Below are 17,107 nucleotides of genomic sequence, written 5' to 3'. Positions count from 1 at the left end.
CTGTTTTAGTTTCCAATTGTTACTTTTTGCAACGGCGAGAATATCAAATCCTCTACGTTAGCAATCTTTAATCCTACCCTTGCAAACACATAATTCTGGTTACCCACAATCGGGTCAAGCGCGTCGGTAGTTAGCGTTACGCTTGCCGGGTTGGTAATAGCGCTACCTGCAACAGAGGCGCTCTTTAAATTATCGCGGCCCGATACAAATTGTGTTTTGTTCACAAACAAGGTAACACTCTCAATATCGCGTGCGTTGGCATCGGTAATGATCTGGTCGATACCGAAGGTTGCCGATATAGCCCTGCCATTAGCGCTGTATTGCGCATTAGTGATCAGGTAAAAAGGCGTAACTTCCAGATCGAGGGTTTGATCGCCGTTTACCGTTACATTGAGGGTATCGCGGCTGTTACCGGTTTGGTTCCACCTGAATGGGCCCTGGTTGTTAGGTATGATGAGCTGATAGTTACCATCAAACAACAGGAATGAGTATGAACCATCCTGCGCTGCGGTACCGTTAATATCCCCAACAAGGCCAAAGCCCTTTTGGTATAGCTCTATAGGCACCCTGTTTTGCTCAACGTTAATTGCCTGCCCGTTGTAAACCAACCGCCCGGTTAGTTTTGACTTGGGCGCCTCAAGGGTATCCTTTTTACATGATACCGCCATCACCGTTAGCGCTATCAATATGATATAATGAAACTTTAATTTCATGATGCTGTAATTTTAATTAATTATTGATTAGGCTGTCTAACAATTTCCGGATTTCTTGAGATAATATTGTTATTTATCTCTGAATAGTAGTTACCCATCTGGAAAGTATTGGCGCCAGTTACCCTGCTTAGCTTAACCTCTCTGAACATCCATTTACCATGGTTGGCATTACCCGGATTTTGGTACAGGTATGGCCACAAGCTAAATGGCTGCGTATTACGTTTGGTAGCCGAGCCTATGTTTGCTTTTAGTTGAGCAACGGTCATGATACCGCCATCCCATACTACGTGGGCTAATCTCCAGCGTTTCATATCATACAAAGTATGGCCTTCAAATACCAGCTCAACACGGCGCTCATGCACTATCTTATCAAAGGTAAGTGTTGTTAACGCGGTTGTTAAACCAGCACGTGAGCGTACCTGGTTAATATAACCAAGCGCTTTGCTTGTTTGTCCAAGTTCAAAGGCAGCTTCGGCGCCGTTTAACAGTACTTCGGCATAACGGTAGCGTATAAAGGCTACATCGCTACGACGGCCGCGACGACCTGAACCTGTAACCGGATCAAGATACTTACGGATGTAGAAGCCTGTTTGTGTACGGAATTCCAAACCATCTGATGGGCCATCCAAGCCTATTGAAGGGGTTGATGTACCCGGTAAGTTACCATTAGTAACTATATCGCCGGCTGCATTTTGGTAACCTGCCCTAATATCAATGGCGGCACCTTTAAAAATAGAGCCCGGCAACATAACTGTACCTGCCAAGCGCGCGTCGCGACCGGCAAATATATCCTGCTGGTTGGTGTAATAGATCGGGTTGCCGCTGCCATCAACAGTAGGTATCGGTGCGTAGGTGTTATCCAACAACTCAAACGACTGTACTATATTCAGCGATGGATTTAAACGGCCGGCATCAGCACCTTCTTCTGAACGTGAGTATGGCTGATTGTTTACTGTAAAGCTATGCACTTTGTTAGTACCTACCCTAAAGTCTTCAATAAAGATACTCTCCCTATTAACCGAGCTTTTATCAGTAAAGATGGCCGCGAAGTTGTCAGACAGGTTAGGCAATGAACGGTACAATGAATAGCTACCAGCCTTGCCTTCAATTATTGAATCGGCCGCTGCTAATGATTGCTGGTAGTAACCATTAGCCAATGAAGCCGGAATGCCTACTTCATCACCCGGTAAAGTAACGGTTGGCGTAGTAGCACCGTATTTGGCTATTGAACCTGCATAAAGCGCCGCTCTTGACATCATGGCGAATGCCGCGCCTCTGCTGGCTCTTGATTTTGTATCAGGATTGGCAGGCAAATCACCTTTAATAGCGGTAAGTTCGCTTATCACAAAATCATACACTTCTGATTCCTTCGCGCGTGGTTTGCGTAAGGTCAACACATCGCCATCATAGGTTAATGATGATGTAATGATAGGCACACCGCCCATACGTTTAACCATTTCAAAATAATACGCGGCACGTAAAAAACGGCCTTCGGCAATAAATCTCCTTTTATCGGCCGCGTTAAGCTCGGTTGAGGCTGTAGCGCGTTCAATAAACAGGTTCATATCGCGTATGTAAGCGTAATCCCAGGTGTTCCATTCACCAAAGCCCCAGTTGGTACGCTGCACAAAAAATGAGCTACCGTTTTCTGAAGGGAAAGCCTCGCTAAAATCAACAAAGCTTGCCCAGCCATTATCAAGGCCTGAGAAATCAAGTTGCCTTTGGTACAGATCGGCTACTACCGATAATACCAGCGCCGGGTCAGAGAACATCCTGTCTGTCGGAACTACGTCCCTCGGATCGATGTCCAAATAATTATTGTCTTTGCACGAACCTGTAATTAACAGCGCCGCGCTCATGGTCATTATAAATATCTTTTTCATCTTGTAATCAGCTGAGTTAATTAGAAGGTTAAGTTAACACCAAAGTTGACGATCTTACTTTGCGGGAACTGTAAACCATTGTCATCCACAACTTCCGGATCAATGCCAAACTCCCTCAAATTGTCAAACGAGAACAAGTTGTAGGCATTCACATAAAATCTGGCTCTTTTAATTTTTATTTTAGATAGCACTTCACCCGGCAAACTGTAACCTAACTCCAGGGTACGCACGCGTAATTGTTTTACGTTGTGCAACCAGTATGTTGAGTTACGCTGACCGCCAACTTCGTAGTTACTGCTACCTGAGTGACCAGGGTTATTACGGTTAGCAGGGTATTTGCCCGGAATCCACTGGCTGTTCAGATCGTACGGATCAGCACGGTGCCATCTGTCTTCAAAAATGGTGTTAAGGTTACCATTGTTTTGGAATGCCCAGCGGGTTTCCCAGTTCTGGAACCAGGTATAGCCTGACGCGCCAGAGAAATCAGCATGAAAATCAAAGTTTTGGTAAGCCAGTGCAATGTTAAAGCCAAAGTTGATGTTAGGCTGTGTACCATAACCGAAACCGATAGGGCGCTCGTCATACACGTCAATTTTACCGTCGCCGTTCTGATCTTTGTAGATGATATCGCCCGGTAGCAAAGTTCTGTTACCTGCACCATCAATATCTACAGGATAGTTGTTGATCTGATCGAAAGACTGGAACTGGCCAATAGCTTCGTGGCCCCAGTCAAGGCTTTTGTAACGACCCATACGCTGTCTGCGGTATTGATCCCATGAGTTCTCAAAACGCTCTTTGTAGGTTTCTTTCCATTTTGCGCGGGTGTAAGCAATGTTACCACCAACGGTATAGTTTACCTTACCTATTTTATTGCTGTAGCTTAATGATAACTCCTGACCGTATTGCAGATCGGTTTCAAGGTTTGCCAATGGCAGGGTGTAACCAAGCTCAACCGGGGTAAGGATATCCTCCTGTGCTGCAAGCAAGCCGCTGCGTACACGACGGAAGTACTCGATCGAACCGTTCAGTTTGCTGTTAAATAAACTAAAATCGGCTGCTAAGTTCAGGGTTTTACTTTTTGACCAGGTGATGGTTGTTACCGGGATACCTTTATCGCGCGATACGCTGATGGCCTGATCATCAAGGATAGCCAGGATAGGGTTATCACCATCGCGAATAGCGTAGTTATAGCCCGGCAGGTATGCAAAGTAACCTACAATAGGCTGGCCGGCATCATTAGGGTTACGGTCATCACCCATCAAACCGTATGATCCTCTGAATTTCAGATCATTCAGTATGCTGTTGTCGCCAAGCAGGTTTTTCATGAATGATTCCTCAGTGATACGCCAACCGGCTGATACCGCAGGGAAATAACCTACACGCTTGTTAGTGATGAACAACGATGAAGCATCGCGCCTTGCTGAAACTTCTAAGTAGTATTTGTTAGCGTAGTTATAGTTAACACGACCAATGTAACCCACACGAGAGGTTGCCAGATCGTAATCGTCATAACGGTCCATGGTCGAGAACTCGATCAAAGGCAGGTTATTTGATTTTGGAATAGCGTGCAACCAGTTACGTAAGCTACGGGTTTTAATACGCTCAGCAACCAAGGTACCTGATACGGTGTGTTTACCAAAGCTGTTGTTATAGTTTAACTGTAACTGCATATTGGTATTGAACTCCTTACGCTGATCGCGCTCGCGCCAAGGGTTGGTTGCACCACCGGTACGGTCGTAAGTATCAGTTTCGGGGCGATAAGTAAACACATCATAAGTATACTCGTGGTTGTTCAATACGTTATCGGCCAGGTAGTATGAGTAAATACCTTTAAGCGCTAAGCCTTTAATACCCGGAATTTCATACTCGGCATTAAAGTTGGTTTGTAACACCCTCCAATCGCTACGGTAAGTACCTGATATGGTTTTGTTCAGGAATGCGTAGTTTGATTCGATATTGTTGATCTGGTTAAGGTAGTTAGGGTTATCATTAGCATAAGGCCTTTCAATAGGTGTATTACGCAAAACGGCAAAACGGGCCAGGAAGTAGTCGTCACCACCTGGTACACCCGGGTTTTCACGGCTTTCAACACGGCCGTTAATATTTACACCCACACGTAAGCCCTTGGCAACCCTTGCCTGAATGTTCGACTGGATGTTTGTACGGCCAAACTCATACTCCTTACCAATATTTGAGTTTTGGAAAAAGTTGGTTGCCGATACATAATAGTTAACCTTATCGCTACCACCGGTAAAGTTTACGTTAACCGAGTTTTGCGGAGCGTTAGGGTTGCTGCCTAATACGTACTCGCGCCAGTCAAAGCTTTGGTAGCCACGCTCAGTACCAATGCGGTATTTTTCAACCTCCTCGGCAGTAAATGAGGTAGTACCTGAACTGTTCATTTGCGCTTCAGCTTTGTAACGCGCAAAATCGTACGAGTTACGCAGTACATCCGGGAAACGGAACCAGTTTTGGAAACCCATGTAGGCATCAACGTTGATACGGCTATCGCCTGAGCCTTTTTTAGTAGTTACCACCACAACACCATTCGCCGCACGTACACCGTAAATAGCTGCCGACGCATCCTTCAGTACTGATATACTTTCGATGTCATTCGGTGCCAGGTTATTGAACTGGCCTGCATCCTGCTGCACACCGTCAATTACGTACAATGGCGCGCCCATGTTACGTATCTGGATGTTAGCGCTCGCACCCGGACGGCCATCAGCCATACGGAAGGTAACACCCGGAATTTTACCGGCCAAAGTAGTACTTACTGTAGCACCACCATGCACACGGTCAATATCCTTTGACGTTACCGACGCGATCGAACCGGTGATTGATTCACGTTTTTGCGAACCGTAACCGGTTACCACCACTTCCTGCAAATTCTCATTGGCCGATTTCATGCTAACCTTAATATTGGTTTGCGTACCTACGGTTACCTGTTGCGATGCATAGCCCACAAATGTAACATCAAGCACGGCGTTAGCCGGAACATCGAGCGTGAATTTTCCTTGCCCATCTGTAGCGGTACCAATGGTTGTGCCCTTAACCCTTATGGCAACGCCGGGTAATGGTAAATTGGTTTCATCAACCACCGTACCGCTAATTTTTGATTGTGCAAATACGGTTGTAGTGTTGATCATGAAAGCTATCAGAAAAAAAACGAACGCGGCTCTGATTAGCCGGGCTCTGCCAGGGGGGCAGGCTGAAACGGATAGTGCACCCTGTTTCAAGAGTAAAGTTTTTCTCATAAAATGCTATAATTTGGTTAATTGATTTAAACGTCAGTACGACGCTTATTTGATGGAGTAAAAAACGGTGTTTTTTACATCAACCTATTCGCCTATTTGTATCAATACTTCGCTAAATTGTATCAATGTAACATTTGTATTGCAATCATTATGAGTGCCATATCGGGCTATATGGCTTGTATTACCTCTTTTTTTGTCGCATTAGGCCAGCACGGCGTAGGTGGCTATGTACTACATTTGTTATATCATCATATAAACAAAAAACAAATGGAAACCATTACTGTACAAGCAACTGTTAACGCCCCTGTAAATAAGGTTTGGAATTACTGGAACCTACCCGAGCATATTACCAAATGGTGCCAGGCATCTGCCGACTGGCATGCACCCTATGCCGATAACGACCTGCGCCCCGACGGTAAATTCAAAACCACTATGGCCGCAAAGGATGGCAGCTTTAGCTTTGATTTTGAAGGCGTATACGATGCCGTTGAGGAGCACAAACTAATTAGCTATACCATGGCCGATGGCAGGCAAGTTAGCATCACTTTTAATGGCGATGCAGATACTACTACCGTTACCGAAACCTTCGACCCGGAAAGCACCAACCCTATTGAAATGCAACAAGGTGGCTGGCAGGCTATATTGGATAGCTTTAAAAAGTATACTGAGGAGAATTAAGTAAAATATCTTATCAATACCCTCCTAATGCAAAACATCCCCCAAGGCTTTTCTGCGGGATGTTTTGGTATATTATTAAATGATGCAACGTTGTTATGCTGCCATTTCGGGTTTCTTATTAATATCGTACAGGGTAAGCGGTACCAGCTTTTTGGTTTTAAGGTAGGTGATACTCACCACGATCAAAGTCATGGTGCCGCCAAATAATACCGCAGGAACGGTATCCAATAGTTTAGCCGCTACGCCTGATTCAAATTCGCCGATCTCATTAGATGAACCGATGAACATTTGATTTACTGCCGATACCCGGCCGCGCATTTCATCAGGCGTAAGCATTTGCATAATGGTACCACGTATCAACACGCTGATACTATCGAACGCGCCCTCAGTAAACAGGAATACCAGCGACAAGTAGAAATTCCTCGACAGGCCAAAGCAAATTATCGACATACCAAAACCCGCCACCGCAATAAGCAAATTACGCCAGGGCTTACCCATAGGCGAAAAGCGGGTCATGGTAAGCATGCTCAGCACCGCGCCCAATGAGGTAGCGCCACGCATTACACCCACACCTTCGGGGCCAACATGCAGAATATCCTTGGCGAATACGGGGAGCAAGGCTACCGCGCCGCCAAAAAATACCGAGAACATGTCAAGGCTTAAGGCACCCACCATCATTTTGGTATTGAATACAAAGCGTATACCTTCTGAAAGGCTTTTCCACATACCCTCTTTAGGTTTAAATACAGGCGGCACCTTTTTCAGCAAACATACCGACACAAAGGCCACCGCTAAAAAGAGTACGATGGTAGTAAATGCGCCTGTTATACCCATGTAGGCATATATAAAGCTACCCACAACCGGGGCTATAATGGAGGCTATCTGCCAGCTCGAACTATTCCAGGTGCTGGAGTTGGGGTATACCTCGCGTGGTACGCTGTTGGCCAATACCGAAAAAGCCGCCGGTGCATAAAATGCCCTCGCCAACCCGTTAATAAACAACATACCATATATAATAGGTACCACGGTGTGCATGTGCAAATAATCGCCCGCGCCTTTGTGGGTGGCGGCCATCATCACTACTGATGAAAAGAATATGGTACCGAAGATAAGCAGCAGCATTTTACGCTTCTCCAGTTTATCGGCAATATAGCCGCCGTAAAGCGATAGTCCGATGGCCGGTATAGCCTCGTACAAACCAATTAATCCCAGCGCAAACTTATCGTGTGTAACATCATAAATGTAGATACCCAGCACTACGTTCTGCATTTGGTAGGCGAACGTAAAAAAGAAACGCATGGTTAAGTATGAGCGGAAATCTTTAAACCGCAGAGCGGCGAACGAGTCGGTTTTCGGGGGTGTAGTACTGTCAGCTTCGGGCACTTGTTACTGTTTTTATTGTTGTGCAAAAATAGCGATAAATGAAAAAGGCAGAACCTGTAAAATGTTCTGCCTTTGTAATATTATTATGGTGATGATTATTTCAGTCCATGCTGATCTATCAGAAAGATCAATGATGCCATAGCAGCCGAACCCAGCTCCAGCTCGCGTTTGTGCACATTTTCAAACACATCATTAGGTGTGTGGTGAATATCAAAATAACGTTGCGAATCGGGCAGAAAACTGATCAGGGTAATATTAGGTACGGTTTCCTTTAACGGTTCAATATCGGTACCCCCTTCGCCTTTTACCAACCTGTCGGCCTCGTAAGGTTCAAATAAACCCTTCCAGTTTTTGTTGATATTTGCCACAACTTCCGGCGATGCATCAAAGCCAAAACCGCGAGGCACAAAACCACCCTCATCGGTTTCAATAGCGGCTATATGGTCTTCCTTGTTTTTGGCGGCAAGCTCGGCATATTTTAAACCGCCGCGGGTGCCATTCTCCTCATTCATAAAAAACACCGCTCGAACAGAATTTTTAGGTTTATACTTCAACGCCTTTAAAATACGTAACGCCTCGGCCGATTGTACAATGCCTGTACCATCATCATGCGCGCCTTCGGCCAGATCCCACGAATCCAGGTGACCGCCTACGGTGATCACTTTCTTAGGATTTTCGGTACCGGTAAGCTCGCCTATTACGTTGTATGATTTTGCATCGGGCAGTGTTTGGCAGCTTTGCTTGAACCAGAATTTTATCAGCGGCAATTTGCGCAGCCTTAACATTCTGCTTAGCTTTTCGGCAGCCATGGTTGATATGGCCGCGGCAGGTATCATCTTGGTGCCGGGCGCGCTCAGCGTACCACCGGTGTGCGGATAATCATCCAACGCCGGACTTAAAGAACGTACTATAGCGCCAACAGCACCCAACTTAGCAGCCTCAGCCGGACCAACAAAACGCTGATCGCCGGCAGCACCATAACCCTGGCCGGTTTCAATATATTTTGGATCGAACGGGCGGTTAAAGAATACTATCTTGCCTTTTATAACGCTCTCGCCCAGGTCCTGCATTTCTTTAATGCTCTTTACCTCGATTACGTTGGCCGTGATACCGGCGGCAGGCGTAGCTATCGACATACCCAGCGCGCAGATAGGCACCGATATTTTCTTTTTACCATCAATAATAGCGCCCTGCTCCTTCGCCCCGCGTACCCAATGCGGCACCATTACCTCTTGCAGGTAAACACGATCAAAGCCGTATTCTTCCATCAGTTTTTTGCCCCACTCAACAGCCTTTTGGGCATTAGGCGAACCGCTTAAACGCGGACCGATCTTTTTACACAGGTAACGCAGGTTTTCGTACCCCTGGCCGTTAACCAGGGCTTCATCGTAAATTTTACGCATCATCAGCGAGTCCTGCGCCTGTAGCGACAAGCCACTGAACAGTATAGCAGCAGAGAGTAAGAGTTTTTTCATGTGTTGAAGTCAGTTTCAACAAATATAAATAAATAAGCAAAAGCCCTATGTCATTTCGACGAGGTACGAGGAGAAATCTGTCGATTTGTTATTGAACCCGTGCAGATTTCCTTGTAAAACCCCACCTAAATCCTCCCCGAGGGGGAGGACTTTTAATAATCACGTCATTGCGAGGTGCGAAGCAATCTCTTTAGGACATTCTTCAGGATTAGTCGCTCGGGGATTGCTTCGTTTCTCAATGACGCGTTATTTTATAATAGGCTCCCTGTCATTTTGATGTAGGTACGAGGAGAAATCTGTCGCTTTGAAATGAACGCGTGCAGATTTCTCGCTATCGCTCGAAATGACAAGTTAAAAAAACAAACGCACAACCCATAAATAGCCTCTATTACCGGCATCAGAAATGCCCGGAGCAGCACAAGCCTTGCCAAAGCACAAACTTTCACCGGGCAGGGCGCAGCCGGCGATTTTTGTTTCTTTTGATCGCTCAAAAGAAATTGAGGACAGGTAATGAACTTTGCTGTAATTGAATGAGTGAGGGTGCTTTAATTAAGAGGTTCTACTTTTATTATCGTCAGCCTGCTCTTGGGCGCAGAGGCCAGTTAATTCCCTTGGTGCGAAAGTAACCAAACATCAAGCCGGAAAAAACCTTCCGCCCACAAGGCCATACTCCCTGGCCCGGTTTTCCGGCAGGCCACCGCGCTTTTTTTACTATAATTCAAGCTATTTACAAATAAAGATAATCGGTCAATCTAAAGATGGCCATTAATCGCTAAATACATTACTAAAAATCTTCGTATTTTTACCTACGTATGCAAAACCCTATATCAGCAAAATATAACGCTAAATTTCAGGAGGCTTTGGCTTCGTTAAACCCGGAGCAGTTATCGGCCGTAAATAAAATGGATGGCCCTGTGCTGGTAGTTGCGGGGCCGGGTACCGGCAAAACGCAGATATTGGCCGCGCGTATCGGCAAGATACTGACCGATACCGATGCCCAGCCTAACGAAATTTTGTGTTTAACCTATACCGATGCAGGCGCGGTAGCCATGCGCAAGCGCTTGTTTGATTTTATTGGCCCCGATGCTTACCGCATCAATATATATACCTTCCACGCTTTTTGTAATGAGGTGATACAGGAGAACCTGGAATACTTCGGCAAGCTGAACCTCGATCCGTTGTCGGATCTGGAATCGGCCATGCTTTTCAGGGAGCTGATCGATGAGTTTTCGAACGATCATTTATTGAAGCGCTTTACGGGTGATATATACTATGATTCGCCACGACTTAAAAGCCTGTTCTCGACCATGAAGCGTGAGAGCTGGACCATTGAGCGGATTAACCAAGCTGTTGAAGAATACATTGCCGATCTGCCTAACAGAGAGGAATTTGTTTATAAGCGTGCCATGCCATCAAAAGGCGTTAAAGTTGGCGACCCAAAACAGGCCGATATTGACAAGGTGACCGAGCAGATGAAAAAACTGCTTGCCGCCGTTGCCGAGTACAAGAATTACGATGCCAAAATGAAGCAACAGGGCCGCTATGATTATGACGACATGATCATTTGGGTGCTGAAAGCTTTTCGAGAGAATGCCGATATATTGCGCCGCTACCAGGAACGTTACCAGTATATTCTGGTTGATGAGTTTCAGGATACCAGTGGTTCGCAAAATGCATTGCTTAAGTTTTTGCTGGAGTACTGGGATACGCCCAACGTATTTGTGGTGGGCGATGATGATCAGTCGATATTCAAGTTTCAGGGTGCCAACATGGAGAACATCCTTGATTTCGCTAATGATTATGTGCATGCCCTGCATACCGTGGTATTGAGGCGCAACTATCGTTCAAATCAACACATTCTCGATATTTCAAAGGCGCTGATAGATAAAAACCTGAAACGCCTTACCGCGCAGCTCAACCTGGATAAAAACCTGAGTGCATCACACCCGCGTTTCGCTACCGATATGGTTGAGCCAACCATACGCGAATACGAAAACCCCGATCAGGAACTGGCCGATACGGCACGCATCATACAAAAACTGATAGAAAGCGGCGTGCCTGCTAATGAGGTAGCTGTTATTTACCGCAACCACAGCCAGGTGGAAGATCTGGTGCATTTTTTAGATGCTCAGAAAATTGCCGTTAATACCAAACGTAAAATAGATATACTTACCCTGCCCTTTGGCGAAAAGATGATCAGCATACTGCGCTACCTGAGCATGGAGCTTGATTCGCCTTATAGTGGTGATGAATTGCTGTTCGAAATTATGCACTATGATTTCTTCGGCATACCACCCATTGAGGTAGCCAAGGCCAGCATCGCGGTAGCAAAAGCTAATTATGGCACCTTTAGTAACGATCAGCCTAAAACCTCGCTGCGCCGGTACATAAGTGAACTACGCGCGCCTGCCCAACCGGGTTTGTTTGATAACGTGCAGAATGTGGAGATGAAATTCCTGATGAATGATATTGATTATCTGCTCAAGGCATCAGTAAGCTTAACGGTGCAACAGCTGTTTCAGCAGGTAATATCAAAAATGGGCATCCTGAAATTCATTATGCAGCAGGCGGATAAGGGCACATTTATGCAGGTGCTCACCAACTTTTTTGATTTTATTAAGGATGAAAGCCGCAAACAGCCCGACATTACGCTGGCCGAGCTGATCGCCACTATCGACCTGATGAAAAAGAACAAGATCCGCATGGAGCTTAACCAGGTTATATTTTCTGACAATGGCATCAACTTCCTTACGGCGCATGGTTCAAAGGGGTTGGAATTTGAGCATGTGTTCTTCATAGGTTGCGATAAAAAAACATGGGATAGTAAAGGCCGCAACTCCGGTTTCAGCTACCCGGATACATTAACCGGTGCGCCCGATGATGAGATATCGCAAAGGGAAGAAGCCCGTCGCTTATTCTACGTAGCCTTAACCCGCGCCAAGCAATGCCTCAACATATCATACGCCCGTAAGGATAAAAGGGGCAAGGATCAGGAGTCGTCACAATTTGTGGGGGAGATATTAGCCGAAACGCATTTGCAGGTTGCTTACCCGCAGGTTGCGGCTGATGCAATGATTGAGTTTATGGCCACCCAATTTACCGAGGCCGATAAGCCACAGGTTGAACTGCTGGATACCAAATACATTAACCTGCTGCTGCAAAACTACACCCTGTCGGTTACGCACCTAAACAATTACCTGGATTGCCCGCTGCGGTTCTATTTTCAGTGTTTGATCAGGGTGCCATCGGGTAAAAGTCCGGCGGCTACGTTTGGGCAGGCGGTACACTGGGCACTGAATAAGGCTTTCCGCAGGTTAAAGGAGAATGATGACGAATTTATAACCACGGAGGAATTCATGAAAGAGTTTCGCTGGTATATGTCGCGCAACCGCGATTCGTTCACCAAGGATGAATTTAAGCTTCGTTTGGCCTTTGGCGAGAAGATACTGCCGCCATATTACGAACAAAATGTTAACGTATGGAACAAAGTAGCCGTAACCGAACGCAGCATTAAAAACATTGAGGTTAATGGCGTGCCGATAAAGGGTAATTTAGATAAGATTGAGTTTGATGGCAAACACGTAACCGTGGTTGACTATAAAACAGGCAAGCTTAAAAACGCTACCGACAAACTGAAAGCCCCAACCAATGATAACCCCAACGGCGGCGACTACTGGCGCCAGGCGGTTTTCTACAAAATACTGGTTGATAACGACCGCACTAACGATTGGCAGGTGGTAAACACCCAATTTGAATTTGTGGAACCGGTTAAGGATAACGAATATCATAAAGAGAAGATAGCCATATCGCCGGAGAGTGTGGAGTTGGTTAGCGAACAGATAACTTCGGTATACCAAAAAATAATGAACCACGAATTTAACACCGGCTGCGGCAAAAAGGAATGCGACTGGTGCCACTTTGTAAAAACCAACTTTAAACAAGCCGAAGGCATTATGATAGATGCCGATGTGGAGGAATAGTCTAAAAAAGTAAGAAGGCCTTTCGGTATGTCCGAAAGGCCTTCTTACTTTAATTCGCTTTAGGCTCAGCAGGCAAGCCAACTGATTTTCGGAGGCGGGCCATGGCCCAGCACCACCAGGCGCTTTGCTCGCCATTGCCGGCATCTTTGGTTTTCCATTGCGCGGTTTGTAGTTTCGCTATGTCGGTATCCTTAATAATGTTGGCAAGTGTGTAGCCGCTACCTTCCAGCCAGCCACCCTCCATGTATATGGGTTTGCTGGCATTTACCACCTGTATCAATTTTAGTATCTGTACAATTCGGGCGTAATCATTTTCGGTATTGCTGAAGTCGATCTCCCAGCCTATACCTTTGCCAATAATCTCGTTAGATACAGCACTATCCGGGTACATATCAGTAGGCATCCAATACAGATCGCCGCTTTTTTTGAGGGCGGTTTTTTGCATGCGCTTTACCGTATTCTTTAATACCTCATGATCCGCGCCTTCCCAACCTGCCGCTATGGGCGATAATGTTACCCAGCCCAAACCATAATAAGGTGTTCCGCCGTTTGAATTGGGCAGCAGCATTTCAACATACACCGGATCGCCAAAGCGTTTGGTTACTAAATGTTTGTTGATGCCTTGCTTTAAAATATCCAGCTTTTTATTCCAGGCTGATGCTAATGCCTTTTCTCCGCGGCGGTTGGCAACCGTAGCCATGTCCTGTAATGATGCGCCTACAAAACTTTGGGTCAGCAGATCCCATGTATCCCACATCCGGCTTTCTTTGGAATGCTCAAAGGCGATGTTCCGCACCAGGCCAGGTTCAATTGACCATGTGCCGTACTGAAAAAAGGCACGATCGCAAGTGCGCGACATGATGGCCCGTACCTGCGGCCAGGTATCATCCTCAAACTTTGTGTGCCCGCGTTTTAAGGCCAGCCTGGCCCATGCCAGTATTACGTGTGCCTGTCCGTCTATCTGGTGCTGATCGTCAACAATTACGTATTTACCACCCTTTTTACCGATCACACGGGGAATGCGCTCCATGTCGTTTTGTTTTACCGCATCAAGCACTGTTTTTATGTTCAGCTCCGCTTCTTTTAGTCTGCCGGTTTCAATAAATAATGATACCAGGGCTCCGGTAGTACGTGGAAACATACCCTCATAAGCACCGGTTAGGGATTCTGGCAAAAAGCCATCCTTATGCATGCGGTTAAGCAAGCTATGATAGGTGGCCGAGTATAATTTAGAAAAGTAAGGCGATTGCAGCATTTTCCTCACCTCAGCCTTTGCGCTATCCGCGGGATCGGTAATTGTTATTTTGTTGGGGATGATGTTAGCAAAGGCCGGAGCTTGCAACATACTGCACACAAACATCAGCGCAGCAAAAAACAGCGGCCTAACTAAAGCGGACTTTTTATGATTCATGATTAGCGAAAAAGAGTAATTTTCGCTAAATATAAGCCAAACAGGGGGTATTTGTATTTAGAAACAGCAGCCGTTTTCTATAAAAATATCACTTCTTCAACCACCACTTCCTGCGCTTCATCGTTTATTTTTTGGATGATCTGGGCGCGTATCAGCATCAGCTCGTGTTTTATTACGGATGATTCGATGCGTACAAAAAGCTTTTTATCACTGATGTATATCTCTTTGGTGCGGTTAGCTACCGATGTGCCCACCAGTTGCGGCCAGTTAGCTATAACCGATGTTTCGTTAAACTTGCGCTTAAGCTTATAAACCTGCATCATTTGTTCAATGGCATCCTTTAGTGTTTTATCATTCGCTTTGCGCATGGGCTTCTCCTTTCGCTATTTCAAAAATTTTAACATCAACATTAATATCATCAAATACATTTTTTACACGGCCGGCACTGGTATCCGTTATAAAAACCTGGCCAAAATTATGTGCCGATACCATTTGCATCAGCTTGGTAACGCGGCTGTCATCCAGCTTATCAAAAATATCATCGAGCAACAGCAGGGGTTTAAACTTTTTCTGCTCGTGCAAATAACTGTACTGCGCCAGCTTCAAGGCTATCAAAAATGATTTTTGCTGCCCCTGCGATCCAAACTTTTTCATGGGCATGCCATGTATTGAAAATGCCAGGTCATCCTTATGGATACCTGCCGTGGTACGCTCCAATACGCGGTCCTTCTCCAATGTTTTTTTCAGCAACGAGGCAAAATCATCCTGCAATAATTGCGACTCGTACACCAGCGATACCTGCTCGGCCTGGCCGCTTATAAAATCGTAATGCTTGTTAAACACCTCGGTAAAGCTTTCCATAAAAGCCTTACGCTTGGCAAATATGCGGTTGCCTGATGCTACCAGTTGCTCGTCCAGTATCTCTAACAACACCGGGTCATATCGGCCCGTATCGGCAATAGTTTTTAACAGAGCGTTCCGGTTGATCAGCGCCTTGTTATAGGCGATCAGCTCATCCAGGTAATGATTATCCGTTTGCGATATTACGTTGTCAATAAACTTGCGCCGCTCCTCGCTACCCTCAATAATAATGCTGATATCATACGGTGATATCATAACCAGCGGGAACAAACCAATATGATCGGCCAGGCGCTGATAATCCTTTTTATTGCGCTTGAACTGCTTTTTTTGGTTACGCTTAACCGAGCAGGCCACGGCTTCGTTGTTACTATTTTTATCAAAAGTGCCGGTAACAATAAAAAAATCGCCACCCTGGCGTATCTGCTGGCTATCTATCGGGTTAAAATAACTTTTACATAACGACAGGTAGTGTATAGCATCCAGCAAATTGGTTTTGCCGGCACCATTATCACCCACAAAGGCGTTTACGCCATCGTTAAAGGCAAGTTCGGCCTGTTCGTAGTTTTTGAAGTTAATCACAGATAGTTGTTGCAGATACATATTGAGCCTTCAAAGTTAACACAATCGGGCCGATGGTTGGGGCATTGTGGTAACAAAAATCGTGGCATAATTATTTAAGTTAAAAGATGTTGATAAAAACTTTGAAAACTGTATTTTTGCAATCTTAATTTTTTGAATAAAAATGTCGACAACCCAGGCAAATACCAAAATTGTGAACGAAGATAAACCGGTAAAAAAGACAGGGAGTTTTGTGAACGAGAACAGAAAAAGCTTATTATTTATAGCTGCGGCCGTTGTAGTGCTGATAGCCATATACTTTATTTACCTTAAAGCGTACTCAGGTCCGCGTGAGGTAAAAGCTGCCGACCAGATGCACGTAGCTCAGGAATTTTGGCAACAAAAAGAGTGGGACAAAGCCATAAAAGGTGATGCCGGCTACCCTGGTTTTGAGAAAATCATATCAGAATACAGCAACACTAAGGCTGCCAACCTGGCTTATTATTACCTGGGTATAGCTTACCTTAACAAAGGCGATTTTGGCAAGGCTATTGAAAACCTTAACAACTACCGTGGCGACGATTACATGGTTGCTGCCGAAGCTTTAGGGGGTATTGGCGATGCTTATGTTGAGCAAAAGAAATATGAGGATGCCGCAAACTATTATAACAAAGCGGTTGATAAGGCATCAAACAGCTTTTTATCGCCATTGTACCTTAAAAAATTAGGTTTGGTTTACGAGGCTACTAACGATAAAAAATCAGCGGCCGACGCTTACAACAAAATTAAAACAGATTACCCTACAAGCGGTGAAGCACAAAACATTGACGCTTACATTGCCCGCGTAGAGGGAAACTAATAACACCTTAAATAATGAGGTTGCAATAATAAAGGTTGCAATGTTGAAA

Annotated in this window: 11 protein-coding genes; 3 read left to right on the top strand and 8 right to left on the bottom strand. The window is 45.4% G+C overall.

Annotated elements, in window-relative coordinates; translation table 11 throughout:
• Positions 1-5 precede the first annotated feature (5 nt).
• From IM792_RS16510 to IM792_RS16500, 3 genes are read right to left on the bottom strand one after another with little or no spacing between them, the layout of a single operon-like run.
• Positions 6-713, bottom strand: a complete 708-nt coding sequence (locus tag IM792_RS16510) for a DUF3823 domain-containing protein (RefSeq protein WP_194103002.1) — start codon at positions 711-713, stop codon at positions 6-8.
• Between the two features lie 20 nt (positions 714-733).
• On the bottom strand, positions 734-2,596 hold the full coding sequence (locus IM792_RS16505; protein WP_194103001.1) for a RagB/SusD family nutrient uptake outer membrane protein: 1,863 nt from the start codon (positions 2,594-2,596) through the stop codon (positions 734-736).
• Positions 2,597-2,616: 20 nt separating this feature from the next.
• Positions 2,617-5,745, bottom strand: coding sequence for a TonB-dependent receptor (locus IM792_RS16500; protein ID WP_228085176.1), 3,129 nt, complete (start codon positions 5,743-5,745; stop codon positions 2,617-2,619).
• A 258-nt stretch (positions 5,746-6,003) separates the two neighbouring features.
• Here IM792_RS16500 and IM792_RS16495 point away from each other — a divergent pair, with 258 nt between their 5' ends.
• On the top strand, positions 6,004-6,531 hold the full coding sequence (locus tag IM792_RS16495; RefSeq protein WP_347343823.1) for an SRPBCC family protein: 528 nt from the start codon (positions 6,004-6,006) through the stop codon (positions 6,529-6,531).
• A 93-nt stretch (positions 6,532-6,624) separates the two neighbouring features.
• Here IM792_RS16495 and IM792_RS16490 read toward each other — a convergent pair whose 3' ends face one another.
• On the bottom strand, positions 6,625-7,914 hold the full coding sequence (locus IM792_RS16490) for an MFS transporter (RefSeq protein ID WP_347343822.1): 1,290 nt from the start codon (positions 7,912-7,914) through the stop codon (positions 6,625-6,627).
• A gap of 95 nt (positions 7,915-8,009) precedes the next feature.
• Entirely contained in the window at positions 8,010-9,389 is a 1,380-nt protein-coding gene (locus tag IM792_RS16485; protein WP_194102999.1) for a M20/M25/M40 family metallo-hydrolase, read from the bottom strand.
• 812 nt (positions 9,390-10,201) lie between these two features.
• Here IM792_RS16485 and IM792_RS16480 point away from each other — a divergent pair.
• Positions 10,202-13,369, top strand: a complete 3,168-nt coding sequence (locus IM792_RS16480) for an ATP-dependent DNA helicase (RefSeq protein ID WP_194102998.1) — start codon at positions 10,202-10,204, stop codon at positions 13,367-13,369.
• Between the two features lie 49 nt (positions 13,370-13,418).
• Here IM792_RS16480 and IM792_RS16475 read toward each other — a convergent pair whose 3' ends face one another.
• The 3 genes from IM792_RS16475 to IM792_RS16465 form a co-directional block, all read right to left on the bottom strand.
• Complete coding sequence (locus IM792_RS16475; RefSeq protein WP_194102997.1) at positions 13,419-14,780, bottom strand: hypothetical protein; 1,362 nt, start codon at positions 14,778-14,780, stop codon at positions 13,419-13,421.
• Between the two features lie 77 nt (positions 14,781-14,857).
• Positions 14,858-15,148: a DUF721 domain-containing protein gene (locus IM792_RS16470; protein WP_194102996.1), complete on the bottom strand. Its 291-nt coding sequence runs from the start codon at positions 15,146-15,148 to the stop codon at positions 14,858-14,860.
• Complete coding sequence (locus IM792_RS16465) at positions 15,132-16,241, bottom strand: DNA replication/repair protein RecF (protein WP_194102995.1); 1,110 nt, start codon at positions 16,239-16,241, stop codon at positions 15,132-15,134. Before IM792_RS16465 ends, IM792_RS16470 begins: the two co-directional genes overlap by 17 nt.
• A gap of 142 nt (positions 16,242-16,383) precedes the next feature.
• Between IM792_RS16465 and IM792_RS16460 the strand changes: the two genes are divergently transcribed.
• Positions 16,384-17,058 carry a tetratricopeptide repeat protein gene (locus IM792_RS16460; protein WP_194102994.1) on the top strand — a complete coding sequence of 225 codons (675 nt, stop codon included), beginning with the start codon at positions 16,384-16,386 and terminating at the stop codon, positions 17,056-17,058.
• Positions 17,059-17,107 lie beyond the last annotated feature (49 nt).

The sequence above is a fragment of the Mucilaginibacter sp. JRF genome, from assembly GCF_015223065.1.
Lineage (GTDB): Bacteria > Bacteroidota > Bacteroidia > Sphingobacteriales > Sphingobacteriaceae > Mucilaginibacter.
The sequence above is the reverse complement of the archived record's forward strand: the minus strand, read 5'-3'. Positions and strand labels throughout refer to the sequence as shown.

Coding starts and splice junctions, on each gene's coding strand:
- IM792_RS16510 (WP_194103002.1), bottom strand. CDS start 713: ATGAAATTAAAGTTTCATTATATCATATTGATAGCGCTAACGGTGATG.
- IM792_RS16505 (WP_194103001.1), bottom strand. CDS start 2,596: ATGAAAAAGATATTTATAATGACCATGAGCGCGGCGCTGTTAATTACA.
- IM792_RS16500 (WP_228085176.1), bottom strand. CDS start 5,745: ATGATCAACACTACAACCGTATTTGCACAATCAAAAATTAGCGGTACG.
- IM792_RS16495 (WP_347343823.1), top strand. CDS start 6,004: ATGAGTGCCATATCGGGCTATATGGCTTGTATTACCTCTTTTTTTGTC.
- IM792_RS16485 (WP_194102999.1), bottom strand. CDS start 9,389: ATGAAAAAACTCTTACTCTCTGCTGCTATACTGTTCAGTGGCTTGTCG.
- IM792_RS16480 (WP_194102998.1), top strand. CDS start 10,202: ATGCAAAACCCTATATCAGCAAAATATAACGCTAAATTTCAGGAGGCT.
- IM792_RS16475 (WP_194102997.1), bottom strand. CDS start 14,780: ATGAATCATAAAAAGTCCGCTTTAGTTAGGCCGCTGTTTTTTGCTGCG.
- IM792_RS16470 (WP_194102996.1), bottom strand. CDS start 15,148: ATGCGCAAAGCGAATGATAAAACACTAAAGGATGCCATTGAACAAATG.
- IM792_RS16465 (WP_194102995.1), bottom strand. CDS start 16,241: ATGTATCTGCAACAACTATCTGTGATTAACTTCAAAAACTACGAACAG.
- IM792_RS16460 (WP_194102994.1), top strand. CDS start 16,384: ATGTCGACAACCCAGGCAAATACCAAAATTGTGAACGAAGATAAACCG.